At 43.5% G+C, this 16812-nt stretch carries 8 protein-coding genes; 6 read left to right on the top strand and 2 right to left on the bottom strand.

Translation table 11 applies throughout. The features are described 5' to 3' along the window. Nucleotides 1–74 precede the first annotated feature (74 nt). The 4 genes from PTT44_RS15605 (at nucleotide 75) to PTT44_RS15590 (ending at nucleotide 9976) form a co-directional block, all read left to right on the top strand. Nucleotides 75–569 carry a hypothetical protein gene (locus tag PTT44_RS15605; protein WP_004978444.1) on the top strand — a complete coding sequence of 165 codons (495 nt, stop codon included), beginning with the start codon at nucleotides 75–77 and terminating at the stop codon, nucleotides 567–569. Nucleotides 570–615: 46 nt separating this feature from the next. After that, on the top strand, nucleotides 616–3318 hold the full coding sequence (locus PTT44_RS15600; RefSeq protein ID WP_273795697.1) for a hypothetical protein: 2703 nt from the start codon (nucleotides 616–618) through the stop codon (nucleotides 3316–3318). Between the two features lie 92 nt (nucleotides 3319–3410). Further along, entirely contained in the window at nucleotides 3411–9425 is a 6015-nt protein-coding gene (locus PTT44_RS15595) for an SdrD B-like domain-containing protein (RefSeq protein ID WP_273795696.1), read from the top strand. Continuing rightward, nucleotides 9425–9976, top strand: a complete 552-nt coding sequence (locus tag PTT44_RS15590) for a hypothetical protein (protein WP_168158779.1) — start codon at nucleotides 9425–9427, stop codon at nucleotides 9974–9976. The genes PTT44_RS15595 and PTT44_RS15590 overlap by 1 nt, the downstream gene beginning before the upstream one ends. A gap of 86 nt (nucleotides 9977–10062) precedes the next feature. Here PTT44_RS15590 and rsmB read toward each other — a convergent pair whose 3' ends face one another. Then, nucleotides 10063–11367 (bottom strand): 16S rRNA (cytosine(967)-C(5))-methyltransferase RsmB, encoded by a 1305-nt coding sequence (gene rsmB, locus PTT44_RS15585; protein ID WP_078425151.1) that lies wholly within the window; start codon nucleotides 11365–11367, stop codon nucleotides 10063–10065. Beyond that, nucleotides 11367–12326 (bottom strand): methionyl-tRNA formyltransferase, encoded by a 960-nt coding sequence (fmt, locus tag PTT44_RS15580; RefSeq protein ID WP_168158778.1) that lies wholly within the window; start codon nucleotides 12324–12326, stop codon nucleotides 11367–11369. The genes rsmB and fmt overlap by 1 nt, the downstream gene beginning before the upstream one ends. 470 nt (nucleotides 12327–12796) lie before the next feature. Between fmt and ilvD (PTT44_RS15575) the strand changes: the two genes are divergently transcribed. Further along, the gene (gene ilvD / locus PTT44_RS15575; RefSeq protein WP_168158777.1) at nucleotides 12797–14626 is read left to right on the top strand and encodes a dihydroxy-acid dehydratase; all 1830 of its coding nucleotides are present in this window, start codon (nucleotides 12797–12799) and stop codon (nucleotides 14624–14626) included. 437 nt (nucleotides 14627–15063) lie between these two features. Further along, entirely contained in the window at nucleotides 15064–16749 is a 1686-nt protein-coding gene (gene ilvD / locus PTT44_RS15570; protein WP_168158776.1) for a dihydroxy-acid dehydratase, read from the top strand. Nucleotides 16750–16812 lie beyond the last annotated feature (63 nt).

Raw genomic sequence — 16812 nt, 5'->3', positions numbered from 1 at the left:
GATTTGTTGCATTAATTTATAAAAAAGTGATTAGTGTCACAAAAAGTTCGCATTGGTTCGCAGTGGATAAAATCATGTTAAACAAAAATTCTATGCTGAAAAAAATGACAATTAGTTTGATGTTTGTTGGGGTTGCTGCCAGTGCGATGGTGGCAACTGCAGCGACCAATAATGAGCCTGTCTCTGTTCAGCTTAAAGCGTTTAAAAAAGTTGTAGACAATAAGGGGAATGCACAATTTAAAGCTGCAGACTCAATTAAACCGCAGGATGTGATTGAGTATCGTGCGACTTATACCAACAACACGACAGGTAATATCAAAAGCTTAAAGGCGACATTACCGATTCCAGCAGATACCCAATATTTGGGTGCAAGTTTGCCTTCTGGTGCATTGGGTAGCACGGATGGTGTCAACTTTGCTGCAATGCCATTAAAGAAAAAAGTAGATGGAAAATTGGTCAACATTCCATTGAAAGAATACCGCGCTTTACAGTGGCAAATTGCAGAGTTACCAGCGAAAAAGTCTGTAACGGTTAGTGCACAAGCCAAAGTAAATACTTCAAACGATTAATTTCTAAATTTTACACACATCATTCCGATGGAGTCGGGGGACTTTCATGTCTATGAATTTGAAAACAACAAAGCGAAATAACCTTTATTTGTCAATTGCGACAGTCTTAGGTGGGTTTGCTTTCTTTGCTACAGGCACCACATATGCAGCTGCACCAGCTGCGGGTACGAACATTAGTAACATTGCAACAGCATCGTATGTGGATGGTACGTCGACCACACGCACTGTCACTTCGAATGAAGTCAAAACGACTGTTTTACAAGTGGGTAGTTTCACACTTGAACAAGACCGTAGTGCGACTGCGAATCCGAACGGTGTGGTGACTCTATCACACGTCTTGACCAACACTGGTAATGGAACAGATAAGTTCACATTAAGTTTGGCAAACATCGCTGGTGATGCATTTGATTTCTCAAATATTGCGATTTATTTAGATGCGAACAAAGACGGCGTGCCTGATAACAACACCAATTTAATGGGGCAGGTTATTACCTTAAATGCGGGTGAGTCTGCAGGTTTAGTGGTTGTGGGTACAACGGCATCAACAGCTCAGGCAAATGACTTGGGTAAATTGACTTTATCAGCAGAAAGTACGTTCATCGGTTCAAGTGATATCAAAGTTAACACGGATACAGTGAAAATCGTGGGCGGCGCGGTGATTCAAGTCACAAAATCTGCCAATGTTACTGCTGTAACTCGTGGTGATACGGTGACTTATGAGTTGACCTATAAAAACACAGGTAATGCTGACGCAACAAATTTAACCATTGAAGATATCCTGCCAGCAGGTGTGACGTACGTTGCTGGGTCTGCGCGTTGGAGTGGTCAAACAGCGGCATTGACAGATGCTACTGGTGATGAAACAGCAGCGAAGTACGAATTTACCAATGGTAAAGCGCAGTTGGTATTGGCATCAGTACCACGTAACAGCACAGGAAAATTAACATTCCAAGTAACAGTCAACGCAAGCGCACCAGCGGGTAAAATTACCAACATTGCAACATTTGACCCAGATGGTCCAGGTACAGAAAGTCCTCAACCTACTAACCCGTATGATGTCACAGTTCAGTCGACTTATATTGGTACGATCAATGATTTAGCAACAGACCCTTACTCAGATGCTGAAGTCGCGGGTTCTAAAGATGACTTAATCTCTACTACTGCTGTTCAAGGTTCACCTATCTTATTTGGTGCTTCAAGCTCAACTGAAGATATTTGGATTCATAACCTAGGTAATGTGACTGAGACATATAACATTAAAGTCGATAAATCTAAGCTACCAGCAGGTTCTATCGTTGAATTGTTAAAGTCAGATGGTAATACACCATTAACGGATACCAATGGTGACGCAAGTGTAGATAGTGGTCCATTGGCTTCTGGTGGTCATCTTGAAATTTCTGCACGTATTACTTTGCCTAATGGGTATACAGGGCCGATTACAGCTTCTGGCCTAGATACAATCTTAACCATTACACCTGTACATGGCACTCTATCAGATAAGATCACTTTACGTATTACTGACATCACTACTTCTAAAGTCGATTTGAGTAATGGTAAGGGTAATAAAGACTATATAGAAAATGATACTGCACTTACAGGTGAAGGTGCATATGTTGCGGCTAATATTGTAACGACAGTAACGACTAAACCTGGTGTTGCAGGAACATTCCCGATAGCTGTGACCAATGGTGGTTCAACTGCAGACAATTATAACTTTGGTACTGATCAACCATTACCATCAGGTTGGACTGTTGAGTACTTTGTTGCTGACTCAACTGGTGTATGTTCTTCGACTAAAGTGACCAACACAGGTGCAATTCAGCCAAATGCAACGGCTTATTTCTGTGCCAAAGTGACGCCATCAACCGATGCAACACCTGCAAATAGTCAAGATATTGTCTTCACGATTAACTCTCCTGCAACTGGCTTAACTGACAAGATGAAAGATCGTCTTGTTGTAGAAGCTGTTCGTGGACTGTCGTTCTTAGCTGATCAACAAGGTCAGGTCGCTCCAGGCGGTACGATTGTTTATAAGCATACTTTGACCAACAACGGTAACGTTGTAGAAGGGGTGACAGGGGGAAGTACACTTCCATTTGCAATCACGCATGACCCATCAAATAGTGGCTTTGTAACCTCAGTTTATGTGGACAAAAACAATAATGGTGTTGCTGACGCGAGTGAGTTGGTTACTGGTGTTGATCTTAATGCGTGGCTAACAGCGACGAATGGTGCAGATGGTCTTTCGCCAAATGAAAGCGTAAGTATCTTGGTGAAAGTTGAAGCACCAAGTAATGCAACTGCAGGTCAGGCCGATCTATCTATTGTAACCATCACTCCGACAGGTGAGTTGAACAGTATTGCTGCCCCAGCTGCTGTCACTGTAACTGATAAAACTACAGTGAACATTGGTCAAGTTCGTTTGGAAAAATTACAAGCGCTAGACGCTGATTGTAATGGCGCTGAAGAAGGCAATTTCGGAACATCGACGCTTCAAGCAAAACCAGGTGCTTGTATCATTTACCAAATTAAGGCGGTGAATGATGGTAACCAAGCAGTAACTAAAGTTGTGATCACGGATGCTGTGCCAAGTTATACCACTTTGGGGTCAACACCAGCAGCTGCACTAGATCCTGCATCAAAAGGTACGGTATCGAATACAGCAAACAATTTGAAATCAACTGAGTTTGCTTTAGCACCTTCTGAAACGGTCACAATGAAGTTCAGCGTTAAGGTCGATGGACAATAATTAAGACATAACATTAATAACTATTTTTGTGGATAGGCATTGTCAAAATGCCTATCCCTTAACCTTGTTTTACTTGGTATTGGGGTATTTTCGTGATTAAACGAGTTCAGCCGCTATATAATCATAAGATCAAGCTCATTTTCTCAAGCTTAGCAACCGCTATGGCTTTGGTAAATCATGCTTATGCTGTGATGCCTGCTGCTGGGCAAAATATCACCAATACTGCGTATGCAAGTTTTGTACAAAAGGACGGTTTGATTGGTCAGGCCGTTTCCAATACTGTTCAAGTGACGATTAATCCCCAATATGTCATTAGTCTGACTTCACCAGCTCGTCAGGAAATCAATGCGGGTGCAAAAGTTATTTGGTTAAACACTTTAACTAATCACAGTAATACACAAGCCGATATTTCAATTGATAAAAATTCGGTTCCAGAATTATCCAATATAAAAATTTATGTCGACAGTAATCAAAATGGTGAGTTTGATCGTTCAGACTTATTGGTGACAGGGCATTTGAGTTTAGAAAGCGGTCAAAAAGTTGACCTATGGGTCATCGCTGATTCATCGAGCTCTTTGAATGATAGTCAACAAGTTGATTTACCACTGCGTGCATATGTCATTCAGGATCCAACAGCTATTGCAGATGCTGTTAACGGCTTAATTAGTTTTTTACCTCAGTTAACGGCAACCAAGGCTGTCGATAAAAGTAGTTTCGAACCAAAAGCGGGTCAGTCTTACGATTTAACTTATAGCTTAAACGTAAAAAATACCTCTACGCGCAACTCGGGTACTAAGCCGATTGAGGTCGATGGACAAACCATTAATGCTGTGGTGTTATTGGACGAGTTACCAGCCAACACCACGTTTAAATCAGCAAAAGCAAATAACTCAAAAGCTTTAGTGCTATATCCATTAGGGCAAGATAAATTTACCCAGCAGATCCCGAACGATAAATCACTCATCAACACTTTAGTGGTGGCTTATCCGCAAGCGTTAGCAGCCAATGCGACTGAAACGGTCGAACTGGTTGTGACGATGAACTCGAATATTAACCATACATCGATTTCCAACATCTTTAGTGTTGAGCATGGCCTAGTCTCAAATATTAAAAAGACTCTGTCGAATGAAGTGGTCACCACAGTGGGTGGAAGCTCTTCCATCACTAATAACAGCAAAGATTATTCTAATATTTTAGCGACTGGCAGTTTAACTAAGCCGTTGTATATTGCAGCAAATAGTGCCATGTGTAATGCCACGCGCAGCAGTGTAGAAAAAGTTAAAATCAAAGTTCAATCGACGAAAACTGGTGATATTGAATATGTACAGGGTGTTGAAACAGGCATCAACACAGGCATATTCCGGTTTTCATTACCTACGCAGGAGTCTGCGACAGCACAGCAGAATGATCAAATTCTACAAACGGTTAAGCGTGATCAAGTGGTTGTTAGCTTAACGGATTGCTTGGATGAAAATGGTAACTCCACAAACAGTATTAGTGATGTAGATACCAATGTACTCATTGATCCATATGGTGTGGTTTTTGATGCCAAAACCAATCAACCTGTTGCGGGTGCAACCGTTACTTTATTGGATGCTAATGGCAAACCTGCTGAAAATGTTGCTTATAAACTAGATGAAACCACAGGGAACAAAGTTGCTATTCCTGCAAAGCAGGTAACCAATAGTGATGGTGAGTTTATTTACCCTTATGTTGAAAATGGTACTTATAGCTTATATATCGACACCTCAACGATTGCGGGTGGAACTCACTATAAATTTACCAGTGACAAAACCATTTATAATAATTTTGATCAGCGTGTGGTCGATGCATCATGGTCTTATGGCGGAAACTTCACTTTAAAAACAGGTGATGCTGCACTTAATATTGATATCCCAATCGACCCAGTTGATATTGTGACGCCAATCAATGACAAATTGGTCATTAAAAAAGAAGTGGTGGGCGATAAAACAGCTGAGATTGGTGACTTTAAAGATTATATGGTGACGGTTGCCAATATGGGTGACTCAACACTATATGACGTCAATATGAAAGATACTTTGCCGCGAGGCTTTGTGTATGTGTCAGGCACCACGCGTGTCAATGGTCAAAAGAGTAACGACCCACAGGGTGGCAAAGGTCCTTATTTAACTTTAGGTTTGGGGACACTGACACCGAAACAAGAAGCGAAAGTTCAATACCGTGTGTATGTCGGGCCAAATGCTTTAAGTGGCGATGGGATTAACCGTGTTTATGCACAGGACAATAAAAATACCACCTCAAATGAAGCACAAGCGGCAGTCAAAGTGACACCAGGAGTATTTAGTCCAGATGGTTTCGTAGTGGGTAAAGTATTTACTGACTGTAACCGTAATGGGGTGCAAGATGTGGGCGAGCTTGGTGTTCCAGGTGTTCGTATTTATATGGAAGATGGTAACTTTGTGGTCACTGACCGTGAAGGGAAATATAACTTCTATGGCATTAAACCGATTACCCATGTTCTTAAAGTCGACAACACCACTTTACCGAATAATGCTGAGTTGGTACTGATCAGTAACCGTCAAGCGGGTGATCCAGCCAGCCGATTTGTGGACCTAAAACGCGGTGAATTGCACCGCGCCGATTTCGCGATTGCAGATACCGCAGGCGAATGTAGTCAGGCATTGGTAACACAAATTGAAGCCCGTCGTAGCAAAATTGATGCACAACTTGATGCACTTGAGCAAACCTTACGCCAAGATTTAAACGTAGATGCACAGAGCAGTTATGTGACTGATGTTCAAGGTCAGCCTGCAAGTGGTTGTATTAGTGCTTCAGGGGCTTCGGCAAACTGTAATATTGAATATAAAAAAGAACAGATTAAAGATGTTAAAACGGTTCAAGTTGAACCCGTTAAAACACCAACGATTTTAGATTTAGAGCAAGAACTACAACGTTCTGAGTCGAACCAACTTGCAATTTTGAACTTAAATGAACAGCAAGTACTACCTTCACAACAAGCAACCATTCAGGTGAAAGGTGCTTTAGGAACCGACATCCGTTTATTTGTGAATGATGAGCAAATTTCTGAAAAACGTATTGGTAAAAAAGCAGCTTATCAGGAGCATGGTGTTGCTGGTTTAGACTTTATTGGTGTGCCGCTACTTGCAGGCAAAAACACAGTTGCAGTTCGCCAGTACGACAGCTTTGGCAATTTACGTGACCAACAGCAAGTGACAGTAATCGCACCAGATGCAATGAGTCAACTGGCTGCACAGCCTGTAGAACAAGTGGTTTATGCCAATGGCAAAGACGTTTATCAAGTTGTTGTTAAGGTGCTTGACCGCAATGGCACGGCTGTTGCAACACGTACCCCAATTACGATAGAAACATCGGTGGGAACGGTTCAACTCAAAGATTTAGATCCAAATAAACCGGGTATTCAAGTTTTTGCTGAAGGTGGCTCACTGGTGATCCCAGTCCTTGCGCCATTAGAAGCAGGTTCAGGTGTGCTGCGTATTCGTAGTGGTATTTATGAGCAGACTGTTCCAGTTCGCTTTTTAGCAGAATTACGCCCAATGTTGGTTGCGGGGATTATCGAAGGTTCATTTGCAATGAACAAATTCGACCCAAAAAATTTATCACAGAGTTCGACTCAAGATGGCTTTGAAGAAGAACTGAATGATTTATCCAGTTCAGGCGATGGTGAAACTGCGATTCGTGGTCGTGCAGCCTTGTTCCTGAAAGGCAAGGTACGTGGGGATTATTTACTGACTTTAGCTTACGACTCAAGCAAAGAAAATAATCAGCGTCTATTCCGTGATATTCGCCCAGATGAATATTACCCCGTGTATGGTGATGCATCGGCAAAAGGGTTTGATGCGCAGTCCACCAGTAAACTGTATGTCCGTGTGGATAAGGGACGTTCTTATGCCATGTATGGGGACTATGTTACACGTACTGAAAATGACGAAGGGCTTTCACTGGGGCAATACAGCCGTTCATTGACAGGTCTGAAGTCAACTGTTGAAGGGGATCGTTACCAAGTTTCGGGCTTCGCAGCACGAACCAATGCAACGCAAATCGTGAATGAATTACGTGCAATGGGGGTTTCTGGCCCATATTCTTTAGGTATTGATACCGACGATATTTTAGAAAATAGTGAAAAGGTGGAAGTGATTGTTCGTGATCGTAACAATCCAGGTTTGATTATTACGCAGCGTACTTTAAATCGCTTCAGCGACTACCAAGTAGATACCTATACCAACAGTATTTACCTGACCTCACCGTTGAGCAGTATTGATGAAAACCTGAATCCTGTTTATCTACGGATTACGGTAGAGTCGGATCAAGGGGGGCAGGAATATACCGTTGCTGGCGTGAATGGCCATTATAAACTCAATGACAAAGTGACGGTGGGTGGCTCTTATATTCAAAATGATGATCCTATGGATCAAGAGAAAATTGCCAGTGCCAATACCGTCATTCATTGGAATGATAAGACCAAACTGATTGCGGAATATGCATATTCTGACCACGATGCCCTAAACCTTGACCAATTGACAGATGTGAATGCGTCAAATAGTACAGACACATCTGGTGATGGCACAGCGGCACGCGTTGAATTGGAATACAAAAATGACAAGGTCGATTTACGTGCTTACCATCAACAAGCAGATGAAGGTTTCCGTAATGCGGCGTCTTCAATCAGTTCAGGGCGCAAAGAAAGTGCAGTCAAACTCAATGCACGTTTAGATCAGTTTGGTATTTTACGTGTTGAAGCGGTAAGAACTGAAGATAGCGTGAATGAAGGTGTTCGCCATGGCGTGAGCGCTTCGATTGAGAAAGCGATTAACCGTATTGTAAGTTTAGAGCTGGGTGCACGTTATTATAATGAGTCAGCCAATGCAGCCAGTGCTTCAACCCAAAGTGTTGAAACGCCATATGACGGCACCACTGTGCGCGCCAAATTAAAAACAGCACTCCCTTTTGATGGTTCAAGTGCTTTCCTAGAATATGAGCAAGACATCGCGGATAGTGACCGCCGTGTATTTGCTGTGGGCGGTGATGCACAAGTTTATAAAAATATTCATGCCTATGCGCGCCATGAGTTCATTTCAAGTATAGGCGGATTATACGAACTCAATGACACGCAAAAACGTAATACCACCGTTTTTGGTTTAGACAGTGAATATATGCGTGATGGCTCTGTGTTTAGTGAATATCGTGTACGTGATGGTATGAGCGCACGTGAAGCTGAAGCCGCGATGGGTGTGCGTAATCGTTGGCAGCTTAAAGAAGGTCTATTCTTTAATACCAGTTTTGAAAAAGTAAAAGTCTTTGAAGGTGAAAATAAAGATTCACTAGAGTCCACTGCGGCGACTTTGGGCTTTGAACACCTTTCCAATCCACGCTGGAAAAATGTGGCACGTATAGAAGGGCGCTGGTCTAATCAAAGTGATAGCTATTTAAATACTTTAGGTACAGCATACAAGTATTCAGACGAAGTGACTTTATTGGCTAAAAATGTTTTGAATATTACCGACAATAAGTCTGCAGATTCTGGCGATCGCGTGATTGACCGTGTTCAGGTCGGTGCTGCATATCGTGATTTGGCAACCAATCGTTTTGACTCATTGAGCAAAATTGAATATCGCTACGAGAAAAATGAAACAACGCTGAATGATCCATATGAGCGCAATGTTTATATCATGTCTCATCATATGAATTATCATCCAACACGTTCGGTGCATGTATCTGGGCAATATGCGGTTAAATATTTGGATGAAACTTATGATCTACTGCAAACCAGTGGTATGACTCAAATGCTCAACAGTCGTTTTATGTACGACATTAATGAGCGTTGGGATGCAGGAGTGAATGCTGGCGTGATGTGGAACAGTGTTTCGGATGGAACCAAGTTGATGGCAGGGGTTGAAGTGGGTTATCTACTAGCGTCGAACCTTTGGGTTTCAGGTGGATATAACTTTGTGGGCTATCAAGATAAAGATCTGATCGATAGTGATACAACGATGGATGGTGCATATTTCCGTTTCCGCTTTAAATTTGACGAAAACCTATTTAACAAAAATAAGCCTTCAGTCAATAAAGCCTTGGAGCCTAAATAATGTTGAAACACTATGCTAAACATGTATTGTGGCTTCTGGCTTTGGGTACGGTGGTGGCGCATGCTGCAGAGGTCCCTGTCAGCTCAAGTTATCCAGTTTCGCAGCAACATGTGCATGAGCAATTGCACACTGCATTTGGGCAAGCGACGGACGTACGAGACAAGTACCAGTTAGAAAAAGCACGAACATGGCTGAGTTATGCTGACCATGAATATAGTGAAAAAGCGAAGCGTCAAAATATTGATCTGATCTATCAGCAGGTTTTAGAGATTGTATATGCAGATCAGCGTGCAACGTTAAGTGTAGAAACAGCAATGCTAGCGTTTTCCCAACTGATGCGCCGTGATTTATGGACGCGTGCCGCAACCCTAAAAACACAGACTGGGTTTCAATGTGCCTATAAAGAACTTGCACAAGCTGAAGTGAATTTGGTTTGGGCAGCTGCTGAGTACCGTGAATTAGGTTGGCATCATTCGCGTGAGATTTTTGCTTCAGCAGAACGTTTGATGGATCAAGCCACTTATTTATCTGAAAACTGTGGCACACTTTAACTTAACGCAGTTCGCTTTTTAGAAAAATTGCAGCAACTGCAATCAGTACACACATGAAAAAAGGAGCCTTTCAGCTCCTTTTATTTTTAAATCTTTTCAATGCGACAATAATAAAAACCATCGCCACGCCCTACTTGTGGGAGTAGTTGGCGACCATAAATCTGCTCAATACCCCAATCGGCATCAATTTTAATTTCTTTCGCATCCGTATGTTCAGCAAAGAAGTCGACCATTTGCTGTTCATTTTCGGCTTTCAAAATCGAGCAGGTGATGTATAACAATGTGCCGCCCACTTTGAGCTGTTGCCACATATTTTCAAGAATCTGCTTTTGCAGCTGTACCGTTTTGGCAATATCCCCTGACTGACGCAGTAAACGGATATCGGGATGGCGACGGATCACCCCAATGGCAGAGCAAGGTGCATCCAGTACGATACAATCTGCAAGCTCAGGCGATGTCCATTTCACCGCATCTGCCGAGATAATGTCGACATACTTTTCATTTAAAGCCAAACGCTCTAAGTTTTCAGAGACACGTTTTAAGCGCTTTTCATCTTGGTCGAGTGCAATCAGTTTTTTCGGCTGATACATCTCTAAAATATGCGCTGTCTTGCCGCCAGGTGCTGCACAAGCATCAATTACAAATTTGCCATTCAAGTCGGGTAACAAAGTTGCACAGAGTTGGGCATGTTCATCTTGGACTGAAAAGCCACCCACCTCAAAACCCGGCAGGCTTGGGATATGAAGACTGTCATCCAGCACAATGCCAACATTTGAAAGTTCACAGGCATGGGCTTCAATGCCTTCATCTTCTAAAATTTCAAGATATTCGTCGCGGCTGACTTGTAAGGTGTTTACGCGCAAGGTTAAGGGTGCAACTTGTTTCAGCTCATAGCTAATTTCAGCCAGTTGCTCGCCCCAGTCTTTTTTCAAACGTTTTGATAACCAACTTGGCAGATTCGAGGCTTGTTCCAAAACATCGTAGAATTGTTCTGTTTCACGTGTTGCACGGCGTAAAATGGCATTCACCACACCACTTAAGCTTTCCATCCCCAATTGTTTGGCTGCTTCTACCGTTTCAGAAATCGCGGCATGCGCTGCAACGCGGGTACATAGCAATTGGTATAAACCTACATATAAACAGGTTTCAACGACTTGGTTTTCCAGTGGCTTAGTCAACAACGGTAAAGTCACTTGTTTAAGTGCATGCCATTGACGTAAGCAGCCAAGAACTAATTCATGGTACAAGGCACGGTCTTTGTCAGACACAATCGCCATGTGTTGCTGAAGCACCGATGCCAGTGATTGACCATTTTGGACAGCCAATAACGTTTTAACAACCTGAGCACGTAAGTTTAGAGTCTTACCTGAGGCGTGGGGAGATTGTTTCATTATAAAATTTGTCCAATATTCAGTTTTTGGGTTTGTAAAATTTGTACGGCATTTAGGGGTTTACCACCCGGCCATTGCAGAGAGCTTAAACACACCGCGTGTTCATCGCCACAAGCCACATGAACACCGTGTTTATCAATGGCTAAAATGGTGCCTGCAGCTTGAGCTTGGGCATTTTCTTGAGACAACATCGAACCCCAAACGCGCAGATTATTGCTTTCATCCAGTGCGATAAATGCGACAGGCCATGGGTTAAATGCACGAATATTACGGTCGATTTGTACCGCTGTTGAAGTCCAATCAATTTTCGCTTCAGCCTTAGAGAGTTTGTGTGCATAGACTGTCAAAGCTTCATCTTGCACTTCGCGGTTGTCTAAATAGTGCTGCAATGTGCTTTCAGAGGCTAACACTTTGACCGTCGCTTCGGCCCCTTGTTGTGCCAATTTGTCATGCAAGCTTGCAGAGGTATCTGTAGCTTCAATCGGGCAGTAGGTTTTATACATCATATCGCCCGTATCCAAACCTGCGGCCATTTTCATAATGGTGACCCCAGTTTCGGTATCTCCAGTAGAAATTGCGCGTTGAATAGGCGCTGCACCCCGCCAGCGCGGCAACAGTGAACCGTGAATGTTTAAACAGCCATATTTAGGCGTATCCAAAACCACTTGCGGCAAAATCAGGCCATAAGCAGCCACCACCATCACATCTGCATTTAAGGCCTTGAGTTCAGCTTGAGCAGCCAGACCTTCTTCGGTTGAAGACTTAAAATGCAGTGGTTGATAGACAGGAATATCATGTGCTAAAGCCAACTGCTTCACGGCTGAAGCGGTAAGTTTCTGCCCACGACCTGCTTTACGGTCAGGTTGCGTATAGACGGCTACAATTTCATGTTCTGTTTTTAGGAGAGCGTCTAATGCCACAGCCGCAAATTCGGGCGTGCCTGCAAAGATGATTTTCAAGAAATACTCGGAAAAAAGGAGAAGATTAAAACAATTATAGCAAAACTCGAGCAGCTACAGATTTATCCTGCATAAAAAGCCGATAGAGTAGTTCTAACTGAATGATGTACGAGAGTTTTATTCAAAAAATAGCACAAGGATCCTTGATAGCATATCGCTCAAAATTTGTATTTCATATAAATAAAACTCATGCAAAATTTAAAAATTATTCATAGAAGTTTTGTATTGCAAGGCGATTGAACGGGTTATAGTAGTTTCCATATGCAATTGAATGTCAGCTCATCGGTTAAAATGTAGCGCGCAAACATACTGCCTTCGATAATTTAGGTCGAGATGCCTAAAAACGAGATTTACGCAGAATGCGAATATGCTATGTTTAAATTTTTGACAGTTTGACACTCTCAGAACTCAGATTTAGCCAGAGTGAATGTGGACATTCATCTCAAGCACAACTATGTTGGAAAAGTACAATGCCTGACTATCGTTCAAAAACATCAACACACGGAAGAAACATGGCGGGTGCGCGTGGCTTATGGCGCGCAACGGGGATGAAAGACGAAGACTTTGGTAAGCCGATTATTGCGGTAGTCAACTCATTCACTCAATTTGTACCGGGTCACGTTCATTTAAAAGACTTAGGTCAACTTGTGGCACGTCAAATTGAGAAAGCAGGTGGCGTAGCTAAAGAATTTAATACCATTGCGGTCGATGATGGGATCGCGATGGGCCACGATGGCATGCTGTATTCATTGCCTTCACGTGACTTGATTGCGGACTCGGTGGAATACATGGTCAATGCGCACTGTGCTGATGCGATGGTCTGTATTTCAAACTGTGACAAAATTACCCCGGGCATGTTGATGGCGTCTATGCGTCTAAACATTCCTGTAGTTTTTGTCTCTGGTGGGCCGATGGAAGCGGGTAAAGTGAAAATCCGTGGCAATGAACACGCGATTGACTTGGTTGATGCCATGATCGTCGCAGCAGATGACAGCTTCACTGATGAAGAAGTGGCGGAATACGAACGTTCAGCTTGTCCAACCTGTGGTTCATGTTCAGGCATGTTTACTGCAAACTCAATGAACTGTTTAACCGAAGCTTTGGGACTATCGCTTCCGGGCAATGGTTCAACCTTAGCGACCCATGCGAATCGTAAAAAATTATTCGAAAAAGCAGGTCAGTTGATCGTTGAAATTACCAAACGCCATTACGAACAAAACGATTACAGCTTGTTGCCACGTTCAATTGCCACCAAAGCAGCATTTGAAAATGCCATGACGCTTGATATTTCAATGGGCGGTTCAACCAATACCGTTTTACACTTGTTGGCAGCGGCGCATGAAGCGGAAGTTGACTTTACCATGACCGACATTGACCGTTTGTCACGTAAAGTGCCTGTGCTGTGTAAAGTTGCACCTGCAAAGCAAGATGTGCACATGGAAGATGTACACCGTGCGGGTGGTATCATGTCGATCTTGGGTGAATTGGATCGTGCAGGTTTATTGGATACGTCTGTACCCACTGTGCATGAAAAAACCTTAAAAGACGCTTTAGATAAATGGGACATCATCCGTACTGAAGATGAAGAAGTGTATCAATTCTTCCGCTCAGCACCGGGCGGTGTACCGACGCAAACTGCATTTTCACAAGACCGTTACTACTCTCGTTTAGATGGTGACCGTGACAATGGCGTGATTCGTAATGCTGCGCATGCCTTCTCTCAAGATGGTGGTTTGGCTGTCCTGTACGGTAACATTGCACTTGAAGGTTGTATTGTGAAAACTGCGGGTGTGGATGATTCCATCTTGAAATTCAACGGCACGGCACGTGTGTTTGAAAGCCAAGATGCTGCGGTAGAAGCGATTCTAGGTGGCAAAATCACTGCTGGTGATGTAGTCGTCATTCGTTACGAAGGTCCGCGTGGTGGTCCGGGTATGCAAGAAATGTTGTATCCAACCAGTTATTTAAAATCGAAAGGCCTTGGTAAAGACTGTGCTTTACTCACCGATGGTCGTTTCTCGGGCGGTTCATCAGGTCTGTCTATTGGTCACGTGTCTCCTGAAGCGGCTGAAGGCGGTGCGATTGGTTTGGTTGAAGATGGTGACCGTATCGAAATCGATATTCCAAACCGTAGCATTCACTTAGCCGTGGATGAAGCAACCATGGCTGCGCGCCGTGAAGTGCAAGAAGCCAAAGGCTGGCAACCTGCTGAACAGCGTCCACGTAAAGTCTCTAAAGCTTTAAAAGCCTATGCGATGCATACCACCAGTGCATCTAAAGGTGCGGTACGTGAAATTTAAGCTGTAGTCTTTGACTGATTAAAAAAAGCACTCCATTTGGGGTGCTTTTTATTTAAAAGTCATTGGTTCAGCACAATGGAGTCTTAAATAGGTTTCTCAAATTGCAGTTGATAACCTTCGGTTAGACCTACTTTTGTTTCGGCAAAAGTAGGCAAAACCATTGGTCGTCCGCAAAACCTATTTATTTTCTGCATCTAAAAGAATGCCTTGAAAAAAACCGCCCATTGAATCGGCTACGCAGGTTGCGGACGACATTTCCGTGTATCAGACAACCTGATGGATTCAAGATCAATATGTTAAGACCGTGAAGAGCTTGATGGGGATTGACTCAAAAGTGTCATTGTACTTTTATGTGTAGTCTGCTTTCTATACAATAAAAACAGAAAAAATTGCCAAGACTGTAGAGCAATACGCAGCCATCGCTAAGGACAAATACAATGAGTAAAGACAATATCCGCGAACATTCAGCTCCTGTTTATGAAGGCATTGAAAATGCACCCGCACGTTCCATGATGCGTGCCACAGGCTTTAAAGATTCAGACTTTACTCGTCCCTTTGTCGGTATTGCTTCGACGTGGGCCAATGTTACGCCGTGTAATATGCATATTAATGAACTGGCACGTGAGGCCGAAAAAGGGGTCAATCAAGCAGGTGGTAAAGGTATTATTTTTAATACCATCACCATTTCAGATGGTATTTCTAACGGCACTGAAGGCATGAAGTATTCATTGCTGAGCCGTGAAATTATTGCAGACTCGATAGAAGCCGTAGTGGGCTGTCAGGCCTATGATGGGGTGATTGCGATTGGTGGCTGTGACAAAAACATGCCGGGTTGCATCATGGGCTTAGCCCGTTTAAACCGTCCGGGTTTGTTTGTTTATGGCGGTACCATTAAGCCGGGCGCAGGGCATACCGACATGATTTCAGTCTTTGAAGCTGTGGGGCAGCACGCCAAAGGTGAAATCAGTGCCATTCAAGTCAAACAGATTGAAGAAGTGGCGCTGCCAGGGCCGGGTTCATGTGGCGGCATGTACACTGCAAACTCGATGGCTTCTGCGATTGAAGCCTTGGGCATGAGTTTGCCGGGCTCCTCTGCACAAGAAGCGGTTTCGGATGACAAGCGGATCGACTGTCAAAATGCAGGTGAAGCGGTGATGAATTTGCTGCGCTTAGACCTGAAACCACGCGATATTATGACCAAAGCCGCATTTGAAAACTCAATTAAAGTGCTGATTGCTTTGGGTGGTTCGACCAATGGGGTGCTGCACTTACTGGCGATGGCACATACCGCTGGGGTTGAACTGAGTTTGGATGATTTCGTCCGTATCGGGCAAGATATTCCCGTGGTGGCAGATGTGCGTCCATCTGGCAAATATTTGATGTCTGAGCTGATTGCGATTGGGGGCATTCAACCGCTGATGAAGCGAATGCTCAATGCTGGCATGCTGGATGGTTCATGTTTAACGGTCACTGGAAAGACCTTGGCGGAAAATTTGGCTGAGGTTGAAGACTATCCAGAAGGTCAGCAGATTATTTTACCGTTCGACGCGCCAATTAAAAAAGACTCTCACTTGGTGGTGCTCAAGGGTAATCTTTCTCCAACAGGTGCTGTGGCTAAAATTACTGGCAAAGAAGGTTTGTATTTCGAAGGGCCTGCGCGTGTCTTTGAAGGTGAAATTGGCGCAATGCGTGGCATTTTGGATGGTGAAGTTCAAGCGGGTGAGGTGGTGGTGATTCGTGGTGAAGGACCTAAAGGTGGTCCGGGCATGCCAGAAATGTTGAAACCGACCTCAGCGATTATTGGTAAAGGTCTCGGTAAATCTGTGGCACTGATCACCGATGGTCGTTTCTCAGGAGGCAGTCATGGTTTTGTCATTGGTCATGTCACCCCAGAAGCCTATGAAGGGGGGCCAATTGGTTTAGTGCAAAATGGCGATAAAATCTCGATTAATGCAGAAACTCGCGAAATGACGTGGCATGTTTCGGCAGAAGAGATCGCAGCACGTCAAGCCGCGTGGGTGAAACCACAGCCGAATTATCGTTATGGGGCTTTGGCCAAGTTTGCAAAACTGACCACAGGTGCGGAAAAAGGCGCGGTAACTGATCTAAATTTAGATGTCTAATTGATCATTTTGCTGTGAATTGATATAAACCCTTGTAGTACTTTCAAGGGTTTAATTTAGAGG

This window comes from Acinetobacter sp. Gutcm_16 (genome assembly GCF_028649355.1).
GTDB lineage: Bacteria > Pseudomonadota > Gammaproteobacteria > Pseudomonadales > Moraxellaceae > Acinetobacter > Acinetobacter johnsonii.
The sequence above is the reverse complement of the archived record's forward strand: the minus strand, read 5'-3'. Positions and strand labels throughout refer to the sequence as shown.